Source organism: Streptomyces sp. NPDC049627 (assembly GCF_044465645.1).
GTDB lineage: Bacteria > Actinomycetota > Actinomycetes > Streptomycetales > Streptomycetaceae > Streptomyces.
The window spans coordinates 136,300-153,996 of sequence record NZ_JBITLW010000021.1; the positions used below are offsets into that span (position 1 = coordinate 136,300).

Here is a 17,697-nt window from a genome sequence, read left to right on the forward strand (position 1 = left end):
GGCCTACCGTTTGACAGCCCTCAACACCACGAACTTCGGGTCGCTCGCGACCAGTCGACTGTTGCCGAACAGCCGCCGCAGCTTCACGTGATACCCGAGATGCCGGTTGCCGATCACCCACAGCTCACCGCCCGGCCGCAGCGCACGCCGCGCCCCCGTGAACATCCGCCAGGCCGTCGCGTCGGTCGTCGCCTGGTGCGAGTGGAACGGCGGATTGTTGAGCACGAGGTCGACGCTCCCGGCCGGCACACCCGCCAGCCCGTCCCCGACACGGAACTCGGCGTGCCCCGGCACCCCGTTCGCCTTGTACGTCGCCTCCGCCGAGGCCACGGCCTGGAACGACTCGTCGACGAACAGCACCTCGGCCTGCGGATTCGCCAGCGCCACCGCCGTACCCACGACCCCGTTGCCGCACCCGAGATCCACCACCCGCCGGGCGCCCTGCCCACCCGGCAGATGCCCCAGGAAGAACCGCGTCCCGATGTCGAGCCGGTCGGCACAGAAGACCCCGGCGTGATTGACGACCGTGCGCCCCGAGACGGCACCGATGCCGTCCGGGAGGGTGTAGGTGTACGGCCACGGGTTCGCGGGCCGCTCCGACGACGGCTGAGGCGTGCAGAAGATCAGCCGGGCCTTCTTCTCGGCGAGCGAGGTGCGGGTCGGGCCGATGATCCGCTCGAACAACTGCAGCGTCGAGGTGTGGATCTCCTTCACCATGCCCGTGCCGACGACCACCGTGCCCTCGTGCACCGCGGGCGCCAGCCGCAGCAACTGGTCCTCCAGCAGCGCCAGGCTCTTCGGCACCCGCACGAGCAGGACGTCGATGCGGGCCGGCGGCGAATCCTGCGTGGTGAGCAGCCGGACGGCACCGGGCTCGACGCCCTGCCGGGCGAGGTTGGCCCGGGTGGCCTCCTGCGTCAGACAGGAATCGGTGATCTGCACCGGCCGGTGCGCCGCGAGCGCCGTGACGAGGGCGCCCCAGCGGTCCCCGAGCACCACGACCGTGCCGGACAGCGGGATCTCCTGCTCCGCCAGGTGCCTGAGGAGGTACTCGTCGGAGGCGTCCCAGGCGCGCAGCCGGTCACGCGGGTCCTCGGGGAAACGGGTCGGCGCGAGCTCGCCCCACGGCGTCGTCATACGGTCGTTCATCGTGCGTCAAGGCTAAGCGACCCCGGGGACACATCCGCACCCGCTGCCGGCCGAGCCGCAGCTCACAGCCGGTGGGGGAGGATGGAAGGCATGGACGCCGAGCTGTTCCCCCGGGAGCGTACGCAGGTCGCGCCGGGCGCGGTGCACGTGCCCGACTGGCTGGACGCCGGGAGCCAGCGCGAGCTGCTTCAGGCCTGCCGCGCATGGGCGCGCCCACCGGCCGGCCTGCGCACCGTCCGCACGCCCGGCGGCGGCACGATGACCGCCCGGCAGGTCTGCCTGGGCCGGCACTGGTACCCGTACGGCTACGCCGGCACGGTCGTCGACGGCGACGGCGCTCCGGTCAAGCCGTTCCCCGGGTGGCTGGGCGAGCTGGGCCGCCGCGCGGTGCGGGAGGCGCTGGGCGAGTCGCAGGCAACGTGCTCCGACACGTCGTACGACATCGCGCTGATCAACTTCTACGACGCCGACGCCCGCATGGGCATGCACCGCGACAGCGACGAGAAGTCGGACGCCCCGGTGGTGTCCCTGAGCCTCGGCGACACCTGCGTCTTCCGCTTCGGCAACACCGAGACCCGGACCCGGCCGTACACGGACCTTCAGCTGCGCAGCGGCGACCTCTTCGTCTTCGGCGGCCCCTCGCGGCTCGCCTACCACGGCGTACCGAAGGTGCAGCCCGGCACCGCACCGCCGGAGTTGGGGCTGACCGGGCGGTTGAACATCACGCTCAGAGTGAGCGGGCTGTAGGCCGCCACACCTGCGGATCATGGGAGACTCGCCCTCATGAGCGGCAAGGCGGACCCCCGGCCGGCGGGGGAAGGGACCACCTCGAGGACGCGGCTGGACCGGGGGCGCGGTGCGCTCGGGCCCGCGTTGGAGCTCGTGCACACCGGACGCGCGCCCACCCGTGCCGTGCTCACCGCCGAGCTCGGCGTGACCCGGGCCACGGCCGGCGCGGTCGCCGCCGAACTGGAGGCGCTCGGGCTGATCCGGGTCGATGCCCGGCCCGGCGCGGCGGCCGGTTCGCAGGGGCGGCCCTCGCACCGGCTGGCGGTCGCCGAGGACGGGCCCGTCGCGCTCGCCGCGCAGGTGCACGCCGACGGGTTCCGGGCGGCGCTGGTCGGTCTCGGCGGCCGTATCGTCGCCACCACGCCCGGCTGCGAGATCGTGGACGCCGATCCGGCGAAGGTCCTCGGCTCGGTGGTCGAGGCGGGTGCCGAGCTCCTGCGCACCACGGGCAGACGCTGCGTCGGCGCCGGCCTGGCCGTCCCCTCCGCGGTCGCCGAACCCGACGGCCTGGCTCTCAATCCGCTGCACCTCGCCTGGCCCGTGGGCGCGCCCGTGCGCCGGATCTTCACGGAGTGCGTGCGCGAGGCCGGCATCACCGGACCCGCCTTCACCGGTAACGACGTCAACCTCGCCGCGCTCGCCGAGCACCGGCACGGCGCGGGCCGCGGCGCCCGCGACCTGCTGTGCGTGGCCACCGGGCACCGGGGCGTCGGCGGCGCACTCGTGCTGGACGGCCGCCTGCACACCGGCAGTTCGGGCCTGGCGCTGGAGGTCGGCCACCTCACCGTCAACCCCGAGGGCCGCCCCTGCCACTGCGGCAGCCGCGGCTGCCTCGACGTCGAGGCCGATCCGCTGGCCCTCCTCACCGCGGCCGGACGCGAGCCCGGGCCCGAGGTCTCCCTGCTCCAGCAGGCCAAGGACCTGATCCGCACCCAGTACGACGACCCGGCGGTCCGCACGGCCACCGAGGCCCTCATCGACCGCCTCGGCCTGGGCCTGGCCGGCCTGGTCAACATCCTCAACCCCGACCGCATCATCCTCGGCGGCCTGCACCGCACCCTCCTCGACGCCGACCCCGACCGCCTGCGCGCGGTCGTCGCCGACCGCAGCCTGTGGGGCCAGAGCGGCGGCGTCCCGATCCTCGCCTGCACCCTCGACCACAACAGCCTGGTCGGCGCGGCCGAGTTGGCGTGGCAGCCGGTGCTGGACGATCCGCTGGGGGCGCTGACGTAGCTCCGGGAGGACTCATCCCTCGTCGGCGGTCTCCAGGATCCGCGTCCGGGGCGCACCGGCCAGCGCCGGCGCGTTCTCGGCGGAGGACCACACCCGCGTCCTGAGGAACCCCAGGAACCGCTCGGCGTCGGCGACCTCGTCGAAGTCGAGGTCCACGACGACATAGTTGGGGTCGTCGACGGGCTGCTGGACGCGGTAGTGGCGGACGCCCGCGTCCGCGCGCTGCGGGGCGAAGCGGTCGAAGGCCGACTTCCAGGTGGCGAAGTCCTTGATCGGATGCTCGATGTGCAGAGTCGGCATGGCTCCTCCTGGGCCGTTCCCGCCGGTCACCTCCATGCTCGGCGGCGCGCGGGGCGTGCGCATGCCCAAGGGTAGGCCCGGAGCATGCGGATCTCCGTCTCCCGGGGCGGTCACTCCTGGTGGTCATCCCTGCGTCTGCGCCACGACGAGGTGCTCATGCCCGTGCTGCGTCGACTGCGGGTCTTCGAGCGCTGCGGAAGGAACTGGAGGAAGTGACAGAAGCCTACGGCTTTCGATCACTGCCGGTGGCCACGGGAACACCCATGGCCATGGCCCACCTGCCCAGTGGGACCCCGGCGGTGAATCGCCCCACATCGGGGCGCACTCGTTGCGCCACGGTCCAGCCAGGGTCGAAGCTCGACGGACAGGTTCTGTCGGTGAAGTGGGTCACGGATGGTTGACGCCCCACGGGTTCGGTGTGGGCCCTCCGTGTGTGCTGCACGCGGTCGTCGGCGGGAGGAGACGCTGGGCGGCGACTCGGGTGGTGCCGAATGTGGTGTCCGCCGTTGTGGAGGCAGGCGTCAAGCGGGCTGTGGCGGCGGGAAGTTCGGTCTGCGCCAGGGGTGCGCCCGGGTACGTCGCCATGAGGACGCCGGTGCAGTCGTCGCGTTCCTCCGGGGAGAGGCCCGCCGGGAAGCCGATGGTCCGGGGCTTGCTTCCGTCGGTGGTCAGGCGGATGCGCAGGACTGACCTCAGGTCCATCCCCGTCGTCGTGGCGGTGGCCTCCCAGAACTGAACCTGCACCGCGATCGGTTCGCACAGGGGCGTGCCGGTGTGCGAACCGACCACCACCGCCGCGCCCTCGGCCGCCGCCTCGTCGGGGAACGACACTTCCTGGCGCAGCCACTCCGCCTGTTTCTCGGCCGACCAGCCACCGTCCGCTCGGCAGGCGTCGGCGGCGGCCTGTGCGCCGTCGGCCTTTTCCGCGCAGCCGGTTGTCAGCAGCGTCAGAGCTGCCGCCAGTGACGTCAACGACCCGTGGGCGAGCTGGGGCCTGGACATGGTCTCCCTCGATCGGCGCGGGCGAGGCGCCGGCGGCCTCGCGGAGTGGGGGCAGTCTTTGCGGAGCGCGGCGGCGGCTGGGGGACCGGGAAGGGGCATGTAGCCGACTTGTGATCAACACACGCTTGGGGGGCTGGGCAGTCCGTCTTGCGGGAGCGGTTCCGACGGGGGCTCGGCGGGACTACTTGCTGGTACAGGAGTGGCGGAGCGGCAGTCTGTCGCCTGATTTCCCAATTGGTTGAACGTTTGTCGATTGCTGTCCACGATTCTCCTGTCAAGTGCCCGGAGGCACGACTTCCGGCCCCGCCGCTGCAGAAGCGAGTCGAGCATGGTGCGCGTCCGTTCGTCCCTGGCCCAGTTGCCCGCCTACGTCCCCGGCCGAAAAATGCCCGGTGCGGTCGCGCTGGCCAGCAACGAGTCTCCGTACGGGCTGCTGCCCGGTGTCGCGGCGAGGCTCGCGGAAATGGCAGGCGGGGTGTCGCGGTATCCCGACCTGAGCGCCACGGCACTCGTACAGGCCCTCGCCGAGCACCACAACGTCGAGGTCGAGCGGATCGCGGTGGGCGCCGGGTCCTCGGAGGTCTGCGCACAGCTGCTGCACTCGGTCGTCGGGCCCGGCGACGAGGTCGTCTTCGGCTGGCGGTCCTTCGAGGCGTACCCGATCCTCACGACGGTGGCGGGCGGTACGGCGGTGCAGGTCCCACTGCGTGCGCACGGGCTGGACCTCGACGCCATGGCCGAGGCGGTCAGTGACCGGACCCGGCTGGTCTTCGTCTGCAACCCCAACAACCCCACCTCCACCGCGGTCGGCGAGCAGGCGCTGCGCGACTTCGCGGACCGGGTGCCGGGGGACGTACTGATCGTCGTCGACGAGGCGTACCGGGAGTACGCCGACCCCGAGCTGGTCCCCGATGCCCTCGCGCTGCTCGGCGACCGGCCGAACGTGGTGGTGCTGCGGACCTTCTCCAAGGCGTACGGCCTGGCCGGGCTGCGGGTCGGCTACTGCGTGGGCCCGCCCGGCATCGCCGCGCACGTCCGCAAGACCCAGATCCCGTTCAGCGTCAGCGCGCTCGCCCAGGAGGCGGCGATGGTCGCCCTCGGCGAGCACGCGGAGGTCGTCCGGCGGGCCGCCATCACCGTCGCCGAACGGCAACGGGTGACACGGCGGTTGCGTGCCATCGGCTTCGAAGTCCCTGATTCCCAGGCCAACTTCGTCTGGCTGCCGCTCGCCGGTGAAAGCGGGGACTTCGCCCTGCACTGCCTCGCCGACGACGTCGTCGTGCGCCCGTTCGTCGGCGAGGGCGTCCGGGTGACGATCGGGCTGCGGGCGGAGAACGACGCCCTGCTCGCGCTCGCCGCGAGCTGGAGAGGCTGACAGCCATGCGCGTGGGGCCGTACGAGCGGCATCGCGAGCTGCTCCAGCAGGCGGTACGGGCCGTGGCGGCCGGTGAGTGCTGCGCACCGTTCACCCGCGCGGGGCGGGGTGGCACCGACGCGGGCATGAGGTCGACACGGACCGCGGAGAAGGTGTTCGGCTCGCTGCTGGGCCGCGCCTTCGAGCTCGGCCAGCCCGGTGAACTCGGCCGGGTGTGCACAGAGTCCTCGCCGTACGGCATCGCCATGGACATCGGCTATCCGCGGTGCGACCCAGCGGCGCTGGTCGCGGCCGCCGGCCGGGCGATGGCCGGCTGGCGGGCCGCCGGGCCGTACCAGCGGGCCGGGGTGGCGGTGGAGATACTGCGCAGGCTGAACACCCGCAGCCATGAACTGGCGCTCGCCGTGCACCACACCACGGGCCGGTCCCTTGCGGCCGCCTTCCGGGCCGCCGGGCCACCCGCCCAGGACCGCGCACTGGAGGTGGTGGCCCGCGCGTTCGCCGAGTCGGAGCGCGTTCCGGCGGACCTGCGCTGGGAGAGTCCGCGCCGCCGCAAGGAACCGCTGGCGATGGCGGGCACCTGCGCACTGGCGCCGCGCGGTGTGTCGCTGCTCGTCGGCTGCCCCGAGCATCCGATCTGGAACGGCTGGCCGGGCCTGTTCGCCAGCCTGGTGACCGGCAACCCGGTGATCGTGGCCCCGCATCCCAGGTCCGTGCTGCCGCTGGCGATCACCGTGCGCGTCGCGCGGCAGGTGCTGGCGGAGGCCGGACACGACCCCGACCTCGTCACCCTGGCGGTGGCGACACCCGGGGAGCCCCTGCGGCAGCGGCTGGCCACGGACCCGGCGGTGCGCATCGTCGACTTCACCGGCCCGGCCCGGTTCGCCGACTGGCTGGAGCAACACGCCCGGCAGGCCGCCGTGTTCGCCCACCGGACCGGGCTGAACACCGTGGTCCTCGACTCCACCGAGGACTACCGGGGCCTGCTGCACGGCCTCGCGCTCTCCCTGTGCCTGTGCAACGGAACGGTCCGCACGACACCGCAGAACATCCTGGTGCCCGCGACGGGCATCGCGACCGACGAGGGGCGCAAGACCCTCCGTGACCTCGGCGCCGACCTCGGCGAGGCCGTCGACCGGCTGCTCGGGCACCCGGCACGCGTGGCGAGGCTGCTGGGCGCGATCGTCGACGACGAGGTGCGCATGGGGCTGACGCAGGCCGCGCGATACGGCGCGGTGGTGCACGCCTCCGGGGCGCTGCACCATCCGGACCATCCCGGCGCCGACCTGCGCAGCCCGCTCGTGGTCCGGCTGGGGGCGCGGGACGAACGGGTCTACGCCCGGGAGTGGCCCGGGCCGGTCTCCTTTCTGGTGGGCACCGACTCGACCTCGCACAGCCTGGAGATCTTCCGCCGCACGGTCGGCCGCCACGGTGCGCTGTTCGCCGTGGTGCACTCGACCGACCCGTTGGTGCTGGCGGCCACCGAGGCGGCGGCGCTCGACGCCGGGGTCCACCTGGTGGAGAACCTCGCCGACGACCTCCCTGCCGACCCGTCCTCGGCCGCGCCCGAACCGCCGGGCGGGGGCGCGCACTTCGTCACCGGACGGTTCCGGGTGGTGCGCTCGCGCGGCCGCCTCGCCACTGCCGTACGCCCGGCCGTGCGCGACCCCGAGCAACTCGTCGGCGCCTGACGGGCCGGCCGGTACCCCCGGTCAGCCCGTCCAGTCCGCCCCGCGCCCCCGCACCTCGTCGAACACCAGCCAGGTCCGTGTCGAACGCACCCCGGGAACGCCCTGGATGCTCTCCAGCACGACCGAGCGCAACGCCTCGTTGTCCGGCGCGCGCACCAGCACCAGGACGTCGAAGTCGCCCGTCACCAGGGAGACATGCTCCACGTACGGGATCTCGCGCAGCTCGCGTGAGATGTCCCGCCAGGCGGCCTGCTCGGTGCTCAACGTGATGTAGGCGCTCGTGCCGAGGCCCGCCCGCTTGGGGTTCAGCTGCGCGGTGAAGCCGGTGATCACCCCCTCGGCCATCAGCCTGCCGATGCGCGTGTAGGCGTTGGCGCGCGAGATGTGCACCTGCTCGGCCAGCGCGCGGACCGACTGGCGGGCGTCCTTCAGCAGCCGGGCCAGGATCTGGCGGTCGGTGTCGTCGAGCGGGACGGCAGTTCGTCCGGGCACGGCCCCCGCCGGTGAGTCCATCTCGGACACATTGCTCTCCAGAACATCGGAATTCGGCACTTCATCTGCGGTTCACGCGAAGTCTTGAACACATATTCCCTCGTCGTCACCATTCTCCTGTCAAGCGTCCAGAGAAAGCGAGCGCCCTCCATGTCCGTGAAGAGCCTCCGACAGACGGTCCAAGGCCTCCTGCCGTCCCTCACGCCGGTGCGGTTCGTGGCCGAGGACGGCACCCCCGTGGCCAAGCCCCCGGCCGGCTACCACGAGCCTTCGGCGGAGGCCCTGTGCGAGGCCTACCGGCGGATGGTCCTGGGGCGCCGCTTCGACACGCAGGCCACCGCGCTCACCAAGCAGGGCCGGCTCGCCGTCTACCCGTCCAGCCGGGGCCAGGAGGCCTGCCAGATCGGCGCCGTGCTCGCACTGCGCCCGGACGACTGGCTGTTCCCGACCTACCGGGACTCCGTCGCCCTGGTCACCCGAGGCATCGACCCGGTCGAGGTGCTCACCCTGCTGCGCGGCGACTGGCACTGCGGCTACGACCCGGCCGCCACCCGCGTAGCCCCTCAGTGCACCCCGCTGGCCACCCAGGTGCTGCACGCCACCGGCATGGCGGAGGCGCAGCGCCGCAAGGGCGAGGACGGCGTGGCGATGGCCCTGATCGGCGACGGCGCCACCAGCGAGGGCGACTTCCACGAGGCGCTCAACTTCGCGGCCGTCCTCCGCGCGCCGGTCGTCTTCTTCGTCCAGAACAACAAGTACGCGATCTCCGTCCCGCTGGCCCGGCAGACCGCGGCGCCCGCCCTCGCCTACAAGGGCATCGGCTACGGGGTGCGCTCCGAGCAGGTCGACGGCAACGACCTGGTCGCCGTGCTCGCGGTGCTCACCGACGCCGTCGCGCACGCCCGCGCCGGGCACGGCCCCGTCCTGGTCGAGGCGCACACCTACCGCATGGACGCGCACACCAACGCCGACGACGCGACCCGCTACCGCGACGCCGAGGAGGTCGAGCGCTGGGGCGCCGCGGACCCCCTCAGCAGGCTGGAGGCACACCTGCGGGCCCGTGGCGCCCTCACCGACGCCGACGCGGCGGCGGTACGGGAGGAGGCGGAAGCCCTGGCCGCGGACCTGCGCACCCGCATGAACGCGGACACCACCGCCGACCCGATGGAGCTCTTCGACCACGTCTACGCCGAGCCCACCCCTCAACTGCTGGAGCAGCGCGCCCAGTTGGCGGCCGAGCTCGCCGAGACCGCCCTGACTCAGGAGGACTGACCCATGGCCGAGACCACAAAGGCCACCAAGGCCGCCAAGGTCACGATGGCGCAGGCGCTCAACGCCGCGCTGCGCGACGCACTGCGCGAGGACGACCGCGTGCTCGTCTTCGGCGAGGACGTCGGCCCGCTCGGCGGCGTCTTCCGCATCACCGACGGACTGACCCGCGACTTCGGCGAGGAGAGGTGTTTCGACACCCCGCTCGCCGAGGCCGGCATCGTCGGACTCGCCGTCGGCATGGCGATGGGCGGCTTCCGGCCCGTGGTGGAGATGCAGTTCGACGCCTTCGCCTACCCGGCGTTCGAGCAGATCGCCTCCCACGTCGCCAAGCTGCGCAACCGGACCCGGGGGCGGCTCACGCTGCCCATGGTGATCCGCGTCCCGTACGCGGGCGGGATCGGCGGAGTCGAGCACCACTGCGACTCCAGCGAGGCCTACTACGCGCACACCCCCGGCCTGAAGGTCGTCACCCCGGCCACCGCCGAGGACGCGTACTGGCTGCTGCGGGACGCCATCGCCGACCCGGACCCGGTGGTCTTCCTGGAGCCGAAGAAGCTGTACTGGTCGAGGGAGGACACCGACCTGGAGCGGCGCGGTGCGCTGCCGTTCGGGCGGGCTGCCGTACGGCGGGAGGGGCGTGACGCCACGGTCGTCGCGTACGGGCCGTCGGTCCCGGTGGCGCTGGCCGCAGCCGAGGCCGCGGCGGCCGAGGGCATCGAGCTGGAGGTCGTCGACCTGCGCACGATCGTCCCCTTCGACGACGAGACGGTGACGGCTTCCGTACGGCGGACCGGGCGCTGTGTGGTCGTGCAGGAGGCACAGGGCTTCGCCGGGGTGGGGGCGGAGATCGCCGCGCGCGTCCAGGAACGCTGCTTCCACTCGCTGGCCGCACCCGTACTGCGAGTGGCCGGCTTCGACATCCCGTATCCGCCACCGAAGCTGGAGCACGCGCATCTGCCCGGTGTCGACCGGGTCCTCGACGCCGTCGATCGCCTCCAGTTCGGCGACGAACCGGACACCCGGCATCTGCTGAAGGGAGCGGTCGCATGACCACGGCAACGCGCCTGGAGCAGCTGTTCCGGCTGCCCGACCTCGGCGAAGGGCTGACCGAGGCCGAGATCGTCGAGTGGAAGGTCGCCGTCGGCGACACCGTGACCGTCGACCAGGTCGTGGTCGAGGTCGAGACCGCCAAGGCCGCGGTCGAGGTGCCGGTCCCGTACGCGGGCACCGTGCTCCGGCTGCACGCGGAGGCGGGCGCGGCGCTGGCGGTGGGGGAGCCGCTGATCACCGTGGGGGCGGGCGCCCCCGCCGGGGCCGACGGGTCCGCCTGCGGGCCCCGGTCCGAGGAGACGGGTGGCGCACCGGAGCCGGTGGTGCCGGCCGACGCGGCGGCGGAGCGTTACCGGGAGGAGGAACAGGCCGGATCCGGCAATGTGCTGATCGGCTACGGCACCGGCCACGGCCCGACGACCTCGCGCCGCCGCCGTCGGCGCGCCGCAGCGGCAGCGGGCCCGTCCGCGAGCACCGCGTCTGCCGGAGCCGCCCGGAGCGCCAGTGCCGCGCAGCGATCCGGCGCGGTCGACAGTGCCGCACCGGCGGGCGGCGCCGTATCCGCGTCGCACCCCGCACCCGACACCTCGGCCGCCACCGCCACCGCATCGCACGCCCCCCGGGCGATCTCGCCCCTCGTTCGGAGGATGGCCCGGGACCACGGCATCGACCTCACCGGCGTGTCACCGTCCGGCCCGGCGGGAGTCGTCCTCAGAAGGGACGTCGAGCAGGCCATCGCCCGGGCCGGGCAGACTGCGAGCCCGAACCCGGCCGACGGGGCCGCGGCCCCCGACCCCGCACCGCAGGAGCCGACCACGGCGGCCGGCCCCGAGCGCATCCCCCTGCGCGGAGTCCGCCGCGCCGTCGCCGACAAGCTCTCCCGCAGCCGGACCGAGATCCCCGACGCCACCACCTGGGTCGACGTGGACGCGACCGGGCTGCTCGAGGCCAAGAGGGCGCTGGAGTCCGCCGGCACCGGCACCCGCATCGGCCTGCTGGCGCTGTTCGCCCGCATCTGTGTGGCCGGACTGCGCCGCTTCCCCGAGCTGAACTCCACCGTCGACACCGAGCGCCGGGAGATCCTCCGCTACGACGAGGTGCACCTGGGGTTCGCCGCCCAGACCGAACGCGGGCTGGTCGTCCCGGTCGTCCGCGACGCCCACCTCATGACGACCGTCCAACTGGCCGCCGAACTCGCCAGGTTGACCGAGCTCGCCCGCGGCGGGAACCTGCCGCCGCACGCGCTGACCGGAGGCACCTTCACCCTCAACAACTACGGGGTGTTCGGCGTCGACGGATCCACACCGATCATCAACCACCCGGAGGCCGCCCTCCTCGGCGTGGGCCGCCTCGTCGACAAACCCTGGGTCGTGGACGGCGAGTTGACGGTCCGCAAGGTCACACAGCTCTCCTTCAGCTTCGACCACAGGGTCTGCGACGGCGGAGTGGCCGGTGGCTTCCTGCGTTTCGTGGCCGACTGCGTGGAGCGCCCGGCGATCCTGCTCGCGGACGTCTGATCCGCCGACCTCATCCGTAGGCCTCAGCCCGGCCCAACACTCCTCAGCCTCGACTCTCAGTCCCTGACCTCCAGCCTTCCGCGCATCCGCCCCTGGGCGGACTACGTCCATCGATCTACCGAACGTTCGGCCAGGAGTTCCCCATGTCCACCGACTTCTACGCCCGCCACGCAGCCCTGCTCCAGCAGGCCGTGGAGCACGCCGCCGACCGCGGCTACTGGACTCCGTACCCGGAGACACCCAGCACCTCCGACTACGGAGCCGAGGCGCCCCAGCAGGGCGAGGCCGCCTTCCGCGCCCTCCTCGGCAACGCCTTCCCCCTCGAAGGACACCCCACCGCCGGCACCGTCCCCGCCACCGAGTTCTCGCCCTACGGCTTCCCGCTCGACGTCACCTACCCCTACCTCGCCCCCGACACGGCCGTCGCCACGGCCAAGGCCGCTGCCACGGCATGGCGCGCCGCCAGCCCCGACACCCGGGCCGGAGTCGCGGCCGAGATCCTGGCCCGGCTGAACGCGGCGAGCTTCGAGATCGCGCACGCCGTCCAGCACACCACCGGCCAGCCGTTCGTGATGGCCTTCCAGGCCGGTGGCCCGCACGCCCAGGACCGCGGGCTCGAAGCGGTGGCGTACGCCTGGTACGAGCAGAAGCGCCACCCGGCCACCGCCCGCTGGAGCAAGCCGCAGCGCAGGGGCGGCCCGCTCGCCATGGACAAGACCTTCACCCCGGTCGGACGCGGCGTCGCCGTGCTGATCGCCTGCAACACCTTCCCCACCTGGAACGGCTACCCGGGCTTGTTCGCGAGCCTGGTCACCGGCAACCCGGTGATCGTCAAGCCGCATCGGCGGGCCGTGCTGCCGCTGGCCATCACGGTGCGCATCGCCCGTGAGGTCCTGACGGAGGCCGGATTCGAGCCGGACGTGGTACTGCTCGCCGCCCAGCGCCCCGACGAGCGCACCGCCACCGCCCTGGCCACGCACCCCGATGTGCGCATCGTGGACTTCACCGGGTCGAGCGAGTTCGGCGACTGGCTGGAGACCAACGCCCGCCAGGCCGCCGTGCACACCGAGAAGGCCGGACTCAACACCGTCCTCGTCGACTCCACCGACGACTACGCGGGACTGCTGCGCAACCTGGCCTTCTCGCTCGCCCTCTTCAGCGGCCAGATGTGCACCACCCCGCAGAACATCCTGGTCCCGCGCGAGGGCTTCACCACCGACCAGGGGCCGCGCACGGCCGACGAGTTCGCCACCGACCTGGGTACGGCGCTGGACAAGCTGCTCGGCGACCCCGCGCGTGCCGCCGGCACCCTGGGCGCGATCGTGAACGAGGGCGTCCTGAACCGGCTGGAGGAAGCGGCGACGGTCCTCAGCGGCCGTATCGCGCACCCCTCCCGGGAGGTGGCGCACCCCGAACACCCCGACGCGGTCGTCCGCACCCCGTTGGTGGCCCGGCTCGACGCCGGTGCCGACGAGAAGACGTACACCAGCGAGTGGTTCGGCCCGGTCTCGTTCGTCATCGGCACCGACTCCACCGCGCACGGCCTGCGGCTCCTGCACGAAACCGTCCGGCGGTACGGCGCGCTGACCGCCTCCGTGTACACCACCGACGACGACGTGCTGGCGGCGGCCCGCGAGACCGCTCTGGACGCCGGCGTGCATCTGTCGGAGAACCTGACCGGCGCCGTCTTCGTCAACCAGTCCGCCGCCTTCAGCGACTTCCACGGCAGTGCCGCCAACCCGGCAGCCAGCGCCACCCTGTCCGACCCCGCCTTCGTCACCGGCCGCTTCGCGACGCTGCAGTCGCGTCGGCCCGTTCCCTTCGAGGAGTCCGCCCATGTCTGACGACGTCTTCCTGATCGACGGCGCGCGCACCCCGCAGGGCCGCTACGGCGGCGTACTGGCCTCCGTGCGTCCCGACGACCTGGCCGCCCTGGTGGTGGCTGAGGCCGTGCGCCGTGCCGGGATCCCGGCCGAGGCCGTGGACGAGGTGGTCCTGGGGGCCGCCAACCAGGCGGGTGAGGACAACCGGGACGTGGCGCGCATGGCCGTGCTGCTGGCGGGGCTGCCGCACACCGTCCCCGGCTACACGGTCAACCGGCTCTGCGCCTCCGGGCTGACCGCGGTCGCGAGCGCCGCCCAGGCGATCCGCTCCGGGGAAGCGGACCTGGTGGTCGCGGGCGGGGTGGAGTCCATGACCCGCGCCCCCTGGGTGATGGCCAAGCCCGGCACCCCCTGGGCCAAGCCGGGGGAGGTGCACGACACCTCGCTGGGCTGGCGCTTCACCAACCCGCGCTTCGCCGCCGCCGACCGGGCGGTGCCCGCGGGGGCCGGTCCCGAGACGGTCAAGGTGACCCTGGCGATGGGGGAGACGGCCGAGGAGGTCGCGGCCCTGGACGGCATCACGCGTGCCGAGTCCGACGCGTTCGCGTTGCGCAGTCACCAGCGGGCCGTGGCGGCACGGGAGGCGGGGCGCTTCGACCGCGAGATCGTGCCGGTTCCGGTGAAGGACGGTGAGGTCACCCGCGACGAGGGGCCGCGCCCCGGCACGACGCTGGAGAGGCTCGGTGCTCTGCGGACCATCTTCCGCAAGGACGGCATCGTCACCGCCGGTTCCTCCTCGCCGCTGTCGGACGGCGCCGCCGCGCTGGTGGTCGCGAGCGCCGAAGCCGTGGAGCGGTACGGGCTCACCCCGCGGGCGCGGATCGTCACCTCCGCGTCGGCCGGCGTCCAGCCCCATGTCATGGGCCTCGGCCCGGTTCCCGCCACGGAGAAGGCCCTGGCCCGCGCCGGATGGCAGGCCCGGGACGTGGACGCGGTAGAGCTGAACGAGGCGTTCGCCGCGCAGGCCCTGGCGGTCATGCGCCGTCTCAAGCTCGACGAGGAGAGGGTCAACGCCGACGGCGGCGCCATCGCGCTCGGCCATCCCCTCGGCTGCTCCGGCGCCCGCATTCTGCTGACGCTGCTCGGCCGGCTGGAGCGCGAGGACGCCCGCCGGGGCTTGGCGACGCTGTGTGTGGGAGTCGGCCAGGGCGTCGCGATGCTCGTGGAGCGCGTATGAGCACCGCAACCGCCTACGAGACGCTGCTCGTCGAGGAACGCGAGGACCGGGTCGTCGTCACCCTGCACCGGCCCGAGGCCCGCAACGCCATCAGCGGCCGCATGATCGCCGAACTGCACGAGGTGTGCGGTCTGCTGGAAGCCGATCCGAAGCTGCTGCTGCTCACCGGGCACGGCGGTGTCTTCGCGGGCGGCGCCGACATCGCCGAGCTGCTGCGGCGCGGCCGGAACGATGCCCTGCAGGGCATCAACAGCCGCCTGTTCGAGCGCGTGCGCAGACTCCCCATGCCCACGCTCGCCGCCGTCGACGGCTGGGCGCTGGGCGGCGGCGCCGAACTGTCGTACGCCTGCGACCTGCGTATCGCGGGACCGGACGCCGTCTTCGGCAACCCCGAGCCCGGGCTCGGCATCCTCGCCGCGGCCGGGGCCTGCTGGCGCCTGCCCGAGCTGGTCGGCGAGTCGATCGCCAAGCAGGTGCTGCTCGCCGGGCGGAACCTCGACGCGCCCGCGGCACTGGCGGCGGGCCTGGTCATCGGTGTCGTACCGGCGGACAGGCTGCTGGACGAGGCGCACGCCCTGCTCGACCGCATGGCCCGCTCCTCCGCCACCGCCCTGCGGCTGACGAAGCTCGTCGTCGACTCACCCGGTGCCCACCCGGTCGCCGACGACCTGGCACAGGCCGTGCTGTTCGAGGGACAGGACAAGAAGGACCGCATGACACGCTTCCTGGAGAAGAGGAGCCGGGCATGACCTCAGCCCCCACAGTCGTCGCGGTGATCGGCGGCGGACGCATGGGCGCCGGCATCGCACAGTCCTTCGCGACGGCCGGTTCGGCCGTGACCGTCGTGGAGAGCGGCGAGCAGGCCGCGGCCGCGGCGCTGGACCGCGTCGCCGCCGGGCTGAACAGAGCCTCCGAACGGGGCGCACTGGCCGAGCCCGCGGAGGAGGTGCTGGCCCGGGTGACGACGGTTCCGTCCGTCGACGCCCTGCCCCCGCACGCCGACCTGGTCGTCGAGGCCGTTCCCGAGGACGCCGCGCTCAAGGCCCGGCTCCTCGCCGCCGCCGAGCAGACGGTGGGCCCGACCACGATATTGGCCAGCAACACCAGCTCCCTGTCGGTCACCGACCTCGCCGCCGCCCTCACCCGGCCCGCCCGCTTTCTGGGCATGCACTTCTTCAACCCCGTGCCCGCCTCCGAACTGGTCGAGATCGTCGTCGCACCCGACACCGCGGCCGACACCGTCGAGGCGGCCCTCGGCTGGACCCACTGCCTCGGCAAGAAGGACGTCGTCGTCCAGGACTCGCCCGGCTTCGCCAGCAGCCGCCTCGGCCTGGCGCTGGGCCTGGAGGCGATCCGCATGGTCGAGGAGGGCGTCGCGGAACCGGACGCGATCGACGACGCCATGCGGCTCGGCTACAAGCACCCCATGGGACCGCTGCGCCTGACCGACCTGGTCGGACTCGACGTACGCCTCGCCATCGCCGAGCACCTGCACGCCACACTCGGCGAGCGCTTCGCCCCTCCCCGGCTGCTGCGCGAGAAGGTCGCCCGTGGGGAGCTCGGCCGCAAGACCGGAAAGGGGTTCTACACGTGGGAATGAGCGTTACGAGCCCGCTTCCGGCCGACGAGACGCGGCACGGCGTCGGCTACACCGTGGACGGCGGCGTTGCCGTCATCGAACTCCGAAGGCCCTCTGCGGGAAACGCCTTGGACGTGTCGTTGCGCGCCGGACTGAGCGCCGCCATACGCCGGGTGCGCGGCGACGGCGACCTCGTCCGGGCGGTGCTGCTCACCGCCGAGGGTCGGCACTTCTGCGTCGGACAGGACCTCAAGGAGCACGCGCGAGCCCTGGAGAGCGCCCCCGCCTCCGCCTTCGCCATCGTCCGGGACGAATACAACCCGCTCGTCGAGGAACTGTGCGCGCTGCCGCAGCCTGTAGTCGCGGCCATCGAGGGCGCCTGCGTTGGAGCGGGGCTGGGGCTCGCGCTCTGTGCCGATCTGCGGGTCGCGGGAGCCGGGGCTCGCTTCTCGACCGCCTTCACCGGGATCGGCCTGGCCGCCGACAGCGGTCTGAGCGGGGCTCTGGCACAGGCGGTCGGCCGGTCGCGAGCCGCCTCCCTGATGCTCCTCGGCGACCGCTTCGACGCCGAAGCGGCACAACAGTGGGGCCTCGTCCACAGCGTCGTGCCGGACGGCGGCGCCGCCGCGGAGGGCCTGGCCCTCGCCAAGCGTCTTGCCGCCGGCCCCACCGCCGCGTACGCCGAGGTCAAGGCGCTGCTGCGGACCGACGGGGCGGCCTTGCCCGTGGTACTGGAACGCGAGGCGGCGGCCCAGGAGCGGCTGGGCAGGACCGAGGACCACCGGACCGCGGTGCGGGCCTTCCTCGAGGGCCGGCAGCCGTCCTTCACCGGACGCTGAGCCGGCTGACGTCACTTGTCAGACCACGAAGAACTCAACCATGATGCCGACCGAACGAATGGTCGGTAGGGAAGGTGGTACAGATGGCCGCGTCACACGCCGCCGAGGCACCCCCGGAGGGGCAGCTCCAGGAGCACTTCGATGCGACGCTCTCGCGTGACCAGCGGATCGAGCCGCGGGACTGGATGCCGGAGGGCTACCGCAGGACGCTGATCAGGCAGATCGCGCAGCACGCCCACTCGGAGATCATCGGTATGCAGCCCGAGGGGGAGTGGATCACCCGTGCCCCGTCGCTGCGCCGCAAGGCGATCCTGTTCGCCAAGGTGCAGGACGAGGCCGGGCACGGGCT

18 protein-coding genes are annotated in these 17,697 nt (G+C 73.0%); 14 read left to right on the top strand and 4 right to left on the bottom strand.

The window, feature by feature from the left end:
- Positions 1 to 3: 3 nt before the first annotated feature.
- Entirely contained in the window at positions 4 to 1,137 is a 1,134-nt protein-coding gene (locus ACIBU0_RS41395) for a methyltransferase (RefSeq protein ID WP_398829324.1), read from the bottom strand.
- A gap of 102 nt (positions 1,138 to 1,239) precedes the next feature.
- On the opposite strand from ACIBU0_RS41395, the gene ACIBU0_RS41400 reads away from it, so the two are divergent.
- Both ACIBU0_RS41400 and ACIBU0_RS41405 read left to right on the top strand, forming a co-directional pair.
- Positions 1,240 to 1,896, top strand: a complete 657-nt coding sequence (locus ACIBU0_RS41400; RefSeq protein ID WP_398829276.1) for an alpha-ketoglutarate-dependent dioxygenase AlkB family protein — start codon at positions 1,240 to 1,242, stop codon at positions 1,894 to 1,896.
- 36 nt (positions 1,897 to 1,932) lie between these two features.
- Entirely contained in the window at positions 1,933 to 3,171 is a 1,239-nt protein-coding gene (locus ACIBU0_RS41405; RefSeq protein ID WP_398829279.1) for an ROK family protein, read from the top strand.
- Positions 3,172 to 3,183: 12 nt separating this feature from the next.
- Here ACIBU0_RS41405 and ACIBU0_RS41410 read toward each other — a convergent pair whose 3' ends face one another.
- Positions 3,184 to 3,471, bottom strand: a complete 288-nt coding sequence (locus ACIBU0_RS41410) for a hypothetical protein (RefSeq protein ID WP_398829281.1) — start codon at positions 3,469 to 3,471, stop codon at positions 3,184 to 3,186.
- An 84-nt stretch (positions 3,472 to 3,555) separates the two neighbouring features.
- On the opposite strand from ACIBU0_RS41410, the gene ACIBU0_RS41415 reads away from it, so the two are divergent.
- Entirely contained in the window at positions 3,556 to 3,687 is a 132-nt protein-coding gene (locus ACIBU0_RS41415; protein ID WP_398829283.1) for a hypothetical protein, read from the top strand.
- 171 nt (positions 3,688 to 3,858) lie between these two features.
- Here ACIBU0_RS41415 and ACIBU0_RS41420 read toward each other — a convergent pair whose 3' ends face one another.
- Entirely contained in the window at positions 3,859 to 4,473 is a 615-nt protein-coding gene (locus tag ACIBU0_RS41420) for a hypothetical protein (protein WP_398829286.1), read from the bottom strand.
- Positions 4,474 to 4,801: 328 nt separating this feature from the next.
- Between ACIBU0_RS41420 and hisC the strand changes: the two genes are divergently transcribed.
- Positions 4,802 to 5,848 (top strand): histidinol-phosphate transaminase, encoded by a 1,047-nt coding sequence (gene hisC, locus ACIBU0_RS41425; protein ID WP_398829288.1) that lies wholly within the window; start codon positions 4,802 to 4,804, stop codon positions 5,846 to 5,848.
- A 5-nt stretch (positions 5,849 to 5,853) separates the two neighbouring features.
- Positions 5,854 to 7,539, top strand: a complete 1,686-nt coding sequence (locus tag ACIBU0_RS41430) for an aldehyde dehydrogenase family protein (protein WP_398829290.1) — start codon at positions 5,854 to 5,856, stop codon at positions 7,537 to 7,539.
- Between the two features lie 21 nt (positions 7,540 to 7,560).
- On the opposite strand, the gene ACIBU0_RS41435 is transcribed toward ACIBU0_RS41430, so the two are convergent.
- Positions 7,561 to 8,052 (bottom strand): Lrp/AsnC family transcriptional regulator, encoded by a 492-nt coding sequence (locus ACIBU0_RS41435; RefSeq protein ID WP_398829327.1) that lies wholly within the window; start codon positions 8,050 to 8,052, stop codon positions 7,561 to 7,563.
- A 129-nt stretch (positions 8,053 to 8,181) separates the two neighbouring features.
- Between ACIBU0_RS41435 and pdhA the strand changes: the two genes are divergently transcribed.
- The 9 genes from pdhA to ACIBU0_RS41480 form a co-directional block, all read left to right on the top strand.
- A complete protein-coding gene (pdhA, locus tag ACIBU0_RS41440; RefSeq protein ID WP_398829293.1) occupies positions 8,182 to 9,303 on the top strand; it encodes a pyruvate dehydrogenase (acetyl-transferring) E1 component subunit alpha in 1,122 nt (373 codons plus the stop codon).
- Between the two features lie 3 nt (positions 9,304 to 9,306).
- Positions 9,307 to 10,353, top strand: a complete 1,047-nt coding sequence (locus ACIBU0_RS41445; protein ID WP_398829295.1) for an alpha-ketoacid dehydrogenase subunit beta — start codon at positions 9,307 to 9,309, stop codon at positions 10,351 to 10,353.
- Positions 10,350 to 11,870, top strand: a complete 1,521-nt coding sequence (locus ACIBU0_RS41450; RefSeq protein ID WP_398829298.1) for a dihydrolipoamide acetyltransferase family protein — start codon at positions 10,350 to 10,352, stop codon at positions 11,868 to 11,870. The genes ACIBU0_RS41445 and ACIBU0_RS41450 overlap by 4 nt, the downstream gene beginning before the upstream one ends.
- A gap of 143 nt (positions 11,871 to 12,013) precedes the next feature.
- On the top strand, positions 12,014 to 13,714 hold the full coding sequence (gene paaN, locus ACIBU0_RS41455) for a phenylacetic acid degradation protein PaaN (protein ID WP_398829300.1): 1,701 nt from the start codon (positions 12,014 to 12,016) through the stop codon (positions 13,712 to 13,714).
- On the top strand, positions 13,707 to 14,930 hold the full coding sequence (locus ACIBU0_RS41460) for a thiolase family protein (RefSeq protein WP_398829303.1): 1,224 nt from the start codon (positions 13,707 to 13,709) through the stop codon (positions 14,928 to 14,930). Before paaN ends, ACIBU0_RS41460 begins: the two co-directional genes overlap by 8 nt.
- Positions 14,927 to 15,679, top strand: coding sequence for an enoyl-CoA hydratase/isomerase family protein (locus ACIBU0_RS41465; RefSeq protein WP_398829306.1), 753 nt, complete (start codon positions 14,927 to 14,929; stop codon positions 15,677 to 15,679). Before ACIBU0_RS41460 ends, ACIBU0_RS41465 begins: the two co-directional genes overlap by 4 nt.
- Positions 15,676 to 16,530 carry a 3-hydroxyacyl-CoA dehydrogenase family protein gene (locus ACIBU0_RS41470; protein ID WP_398829308.1) on the top strand — a complete coding sequence of 285 codons (855 nt, stop codon included), beginning with the start codon at positions 15,676 to 15,678 and terminating at the stop codon, positions 16,528 to 16,530. The genes ACIBU0_RS41465 and ACIBU0_RS41470 overlap by 4 nt, the downstream gene beginning before the upstream one ends.
- Positions 16,527 to 17,348 carry an enoyl-CoA hydratase/isomerase family protein gene (locus tag ACIBU0_RS41475; protein ID WP_398829310.1) on the top strand — a complete coding sequence of 274 codons (822 nt, stop codon included), beginning with the start codon at positions 16,527 to 16,529 and terminating at the stop codon, positions 17,346 to 17,348. Before ACIBU0_RS41470 ends, ACIBU0_RS41475 begins: the two co-directional genes overlap by 4 nt.
- Positions 17,349 to 17,431: 83 nt before the next feature.
- The coding region (locus tag ACIBU0_RS41480) for a Phenylacetic acid catabolic protein (RefSeq protein ID WP_398829313.1) at positions 17,432 to 17,697 on the top strand (266 nt) is incomplete at its 3' end.

What these genes read in the sequence shown, in the direction of transcription:
- paaN (WP_398829300.1), top strand. Translation starts at nt 12,014, where the DNA reads ATGTCCACCGACTTCTACGCCCGCCACGCAGCCCTGCTCCAGCAGGCC.
- ACIBU0_RS41460 (WP_398829303.1), top strand. Translation starts at nt 13,707, where the DNA reads ATGTCTGACGACGTCTTCCTGATCGACGGCGCGCGCACCCCGCAGGGC.
- hisC (WP_398829288.1), top strand. Translation starts at nt 4,802, where the DNA reads ATGGTGCGCGTCCGTTCGTCCCTGGCCCAGTTGCCCGCCTACGTCCCC.
- ACIBU0_RS41400 (WP_398829276.1), top strand. Translation starts at nt 1,240, where the DNA reads ATGGACGCCGAGCTGTTCCCCCGGGAGCGTACGCAGGTCGCGCCGGGC.
- ACIBU0_RS41465 (WP_398829306.1), top strand. Translation starts at nt 14,927, where the DNA reads ATGAGCACCGCAACCGCCTACGAGACGCTGCTCGTCGAGGAACGCGAG.
- ACIBU0_RS41395 (WP_398829324.1), bottom strand. Translation starts at nt 1,137, where the DNA reads ATGACGACGCCGTGGGGCGAGCTCGCGCCGACCCGTTTCCCCGAGGAC.
- ACIBU0_RS41415 (WP_398829283.1), top strand. Translation starts at nt 3,556, where the DNA reads ATGCGGATCTCCGTCTCCCGGGGCGGTCACTCCTGGTGGTCATCCCTG.
- ACIBU0_RS41405 (WP_398829279.1), top strand. Translation starts at nt 1,933, where the DNA reads ATGAGCGGCAAGGCGGACCCCCGGCCGGCGGGGGAAGGGACCACCTCG.
- ACIBU0_RS41420 (WP_398829286.1), bottom strand. Translation starts at nt 4,473, where the DNA reads ATGTCCAGGCCCCAGCTCGCCCACGGGTCGTTGACGTCACTGGCGGCA.
- ACIBU0_RS41475 (WP_398829310.1), top strand. Translation starts at nt 16,527, where the DNA reads ATGAGCGTTACGAGCCCGCTTCCGGCCGACGAGACGCGGCACGGCGTC.
- ACIBU0_RS41410 (WP_398829281.1), bottom strand. Translation starts at nt 3,471, where the DNA reads ATGCCGACTCTGCACATCGAGCATCCGATCAAGGACTTCGCCACCTGG.
- ACIBU0_RS41445 (WP_398829295.1), top strand. Translation starts at nt 9,307, where the DNA reads ATGGCCGAGACCACAAAGGCCACCAAGGCCGCCAAGGTCACGATGGCG.
- ACIBU0_RS41470 (WP_398829308.1), top strand. Translation starts at nt 15,676, where the DNA reads ATGACCTCAGCCCCCACAGTCGTCGCGGTGATCGGCGGCGGACGCATG.
- ACIBU0_RS41435 (WP_398829327.1), bottom strand. Translation starts at nt 8,052, where the DNA reads ATGGACTCACCGGCGGGGGCCGTGCCCGGACGAACTGCCGTCCCGCTC.
- pdhA (WP_398829293.1), top strand. Translation starts at nt 8,182, where the DNA reads ATGTCCGTGAAGAGCCTCCGACAGACGGTCCAAGGCCTCCTGCCGTCC.
- ACIBU0_RS41450 (WP_398829298.1), top strand. Translation starts at nt 10,350, where the DNA reads ATGACCACGGCAACGCGCCTGGAGCAGCTGTTCCGGCTGCCCGACCTC.
- ACIBU0_RS41430 (WP_398829290.1), top strand. Translation starts at nt 5,854, where the DNA reads ATGCGCGTGGGGCCGTACGAGCGGCATCGCGAGCTGCTCCAGCAGGCG.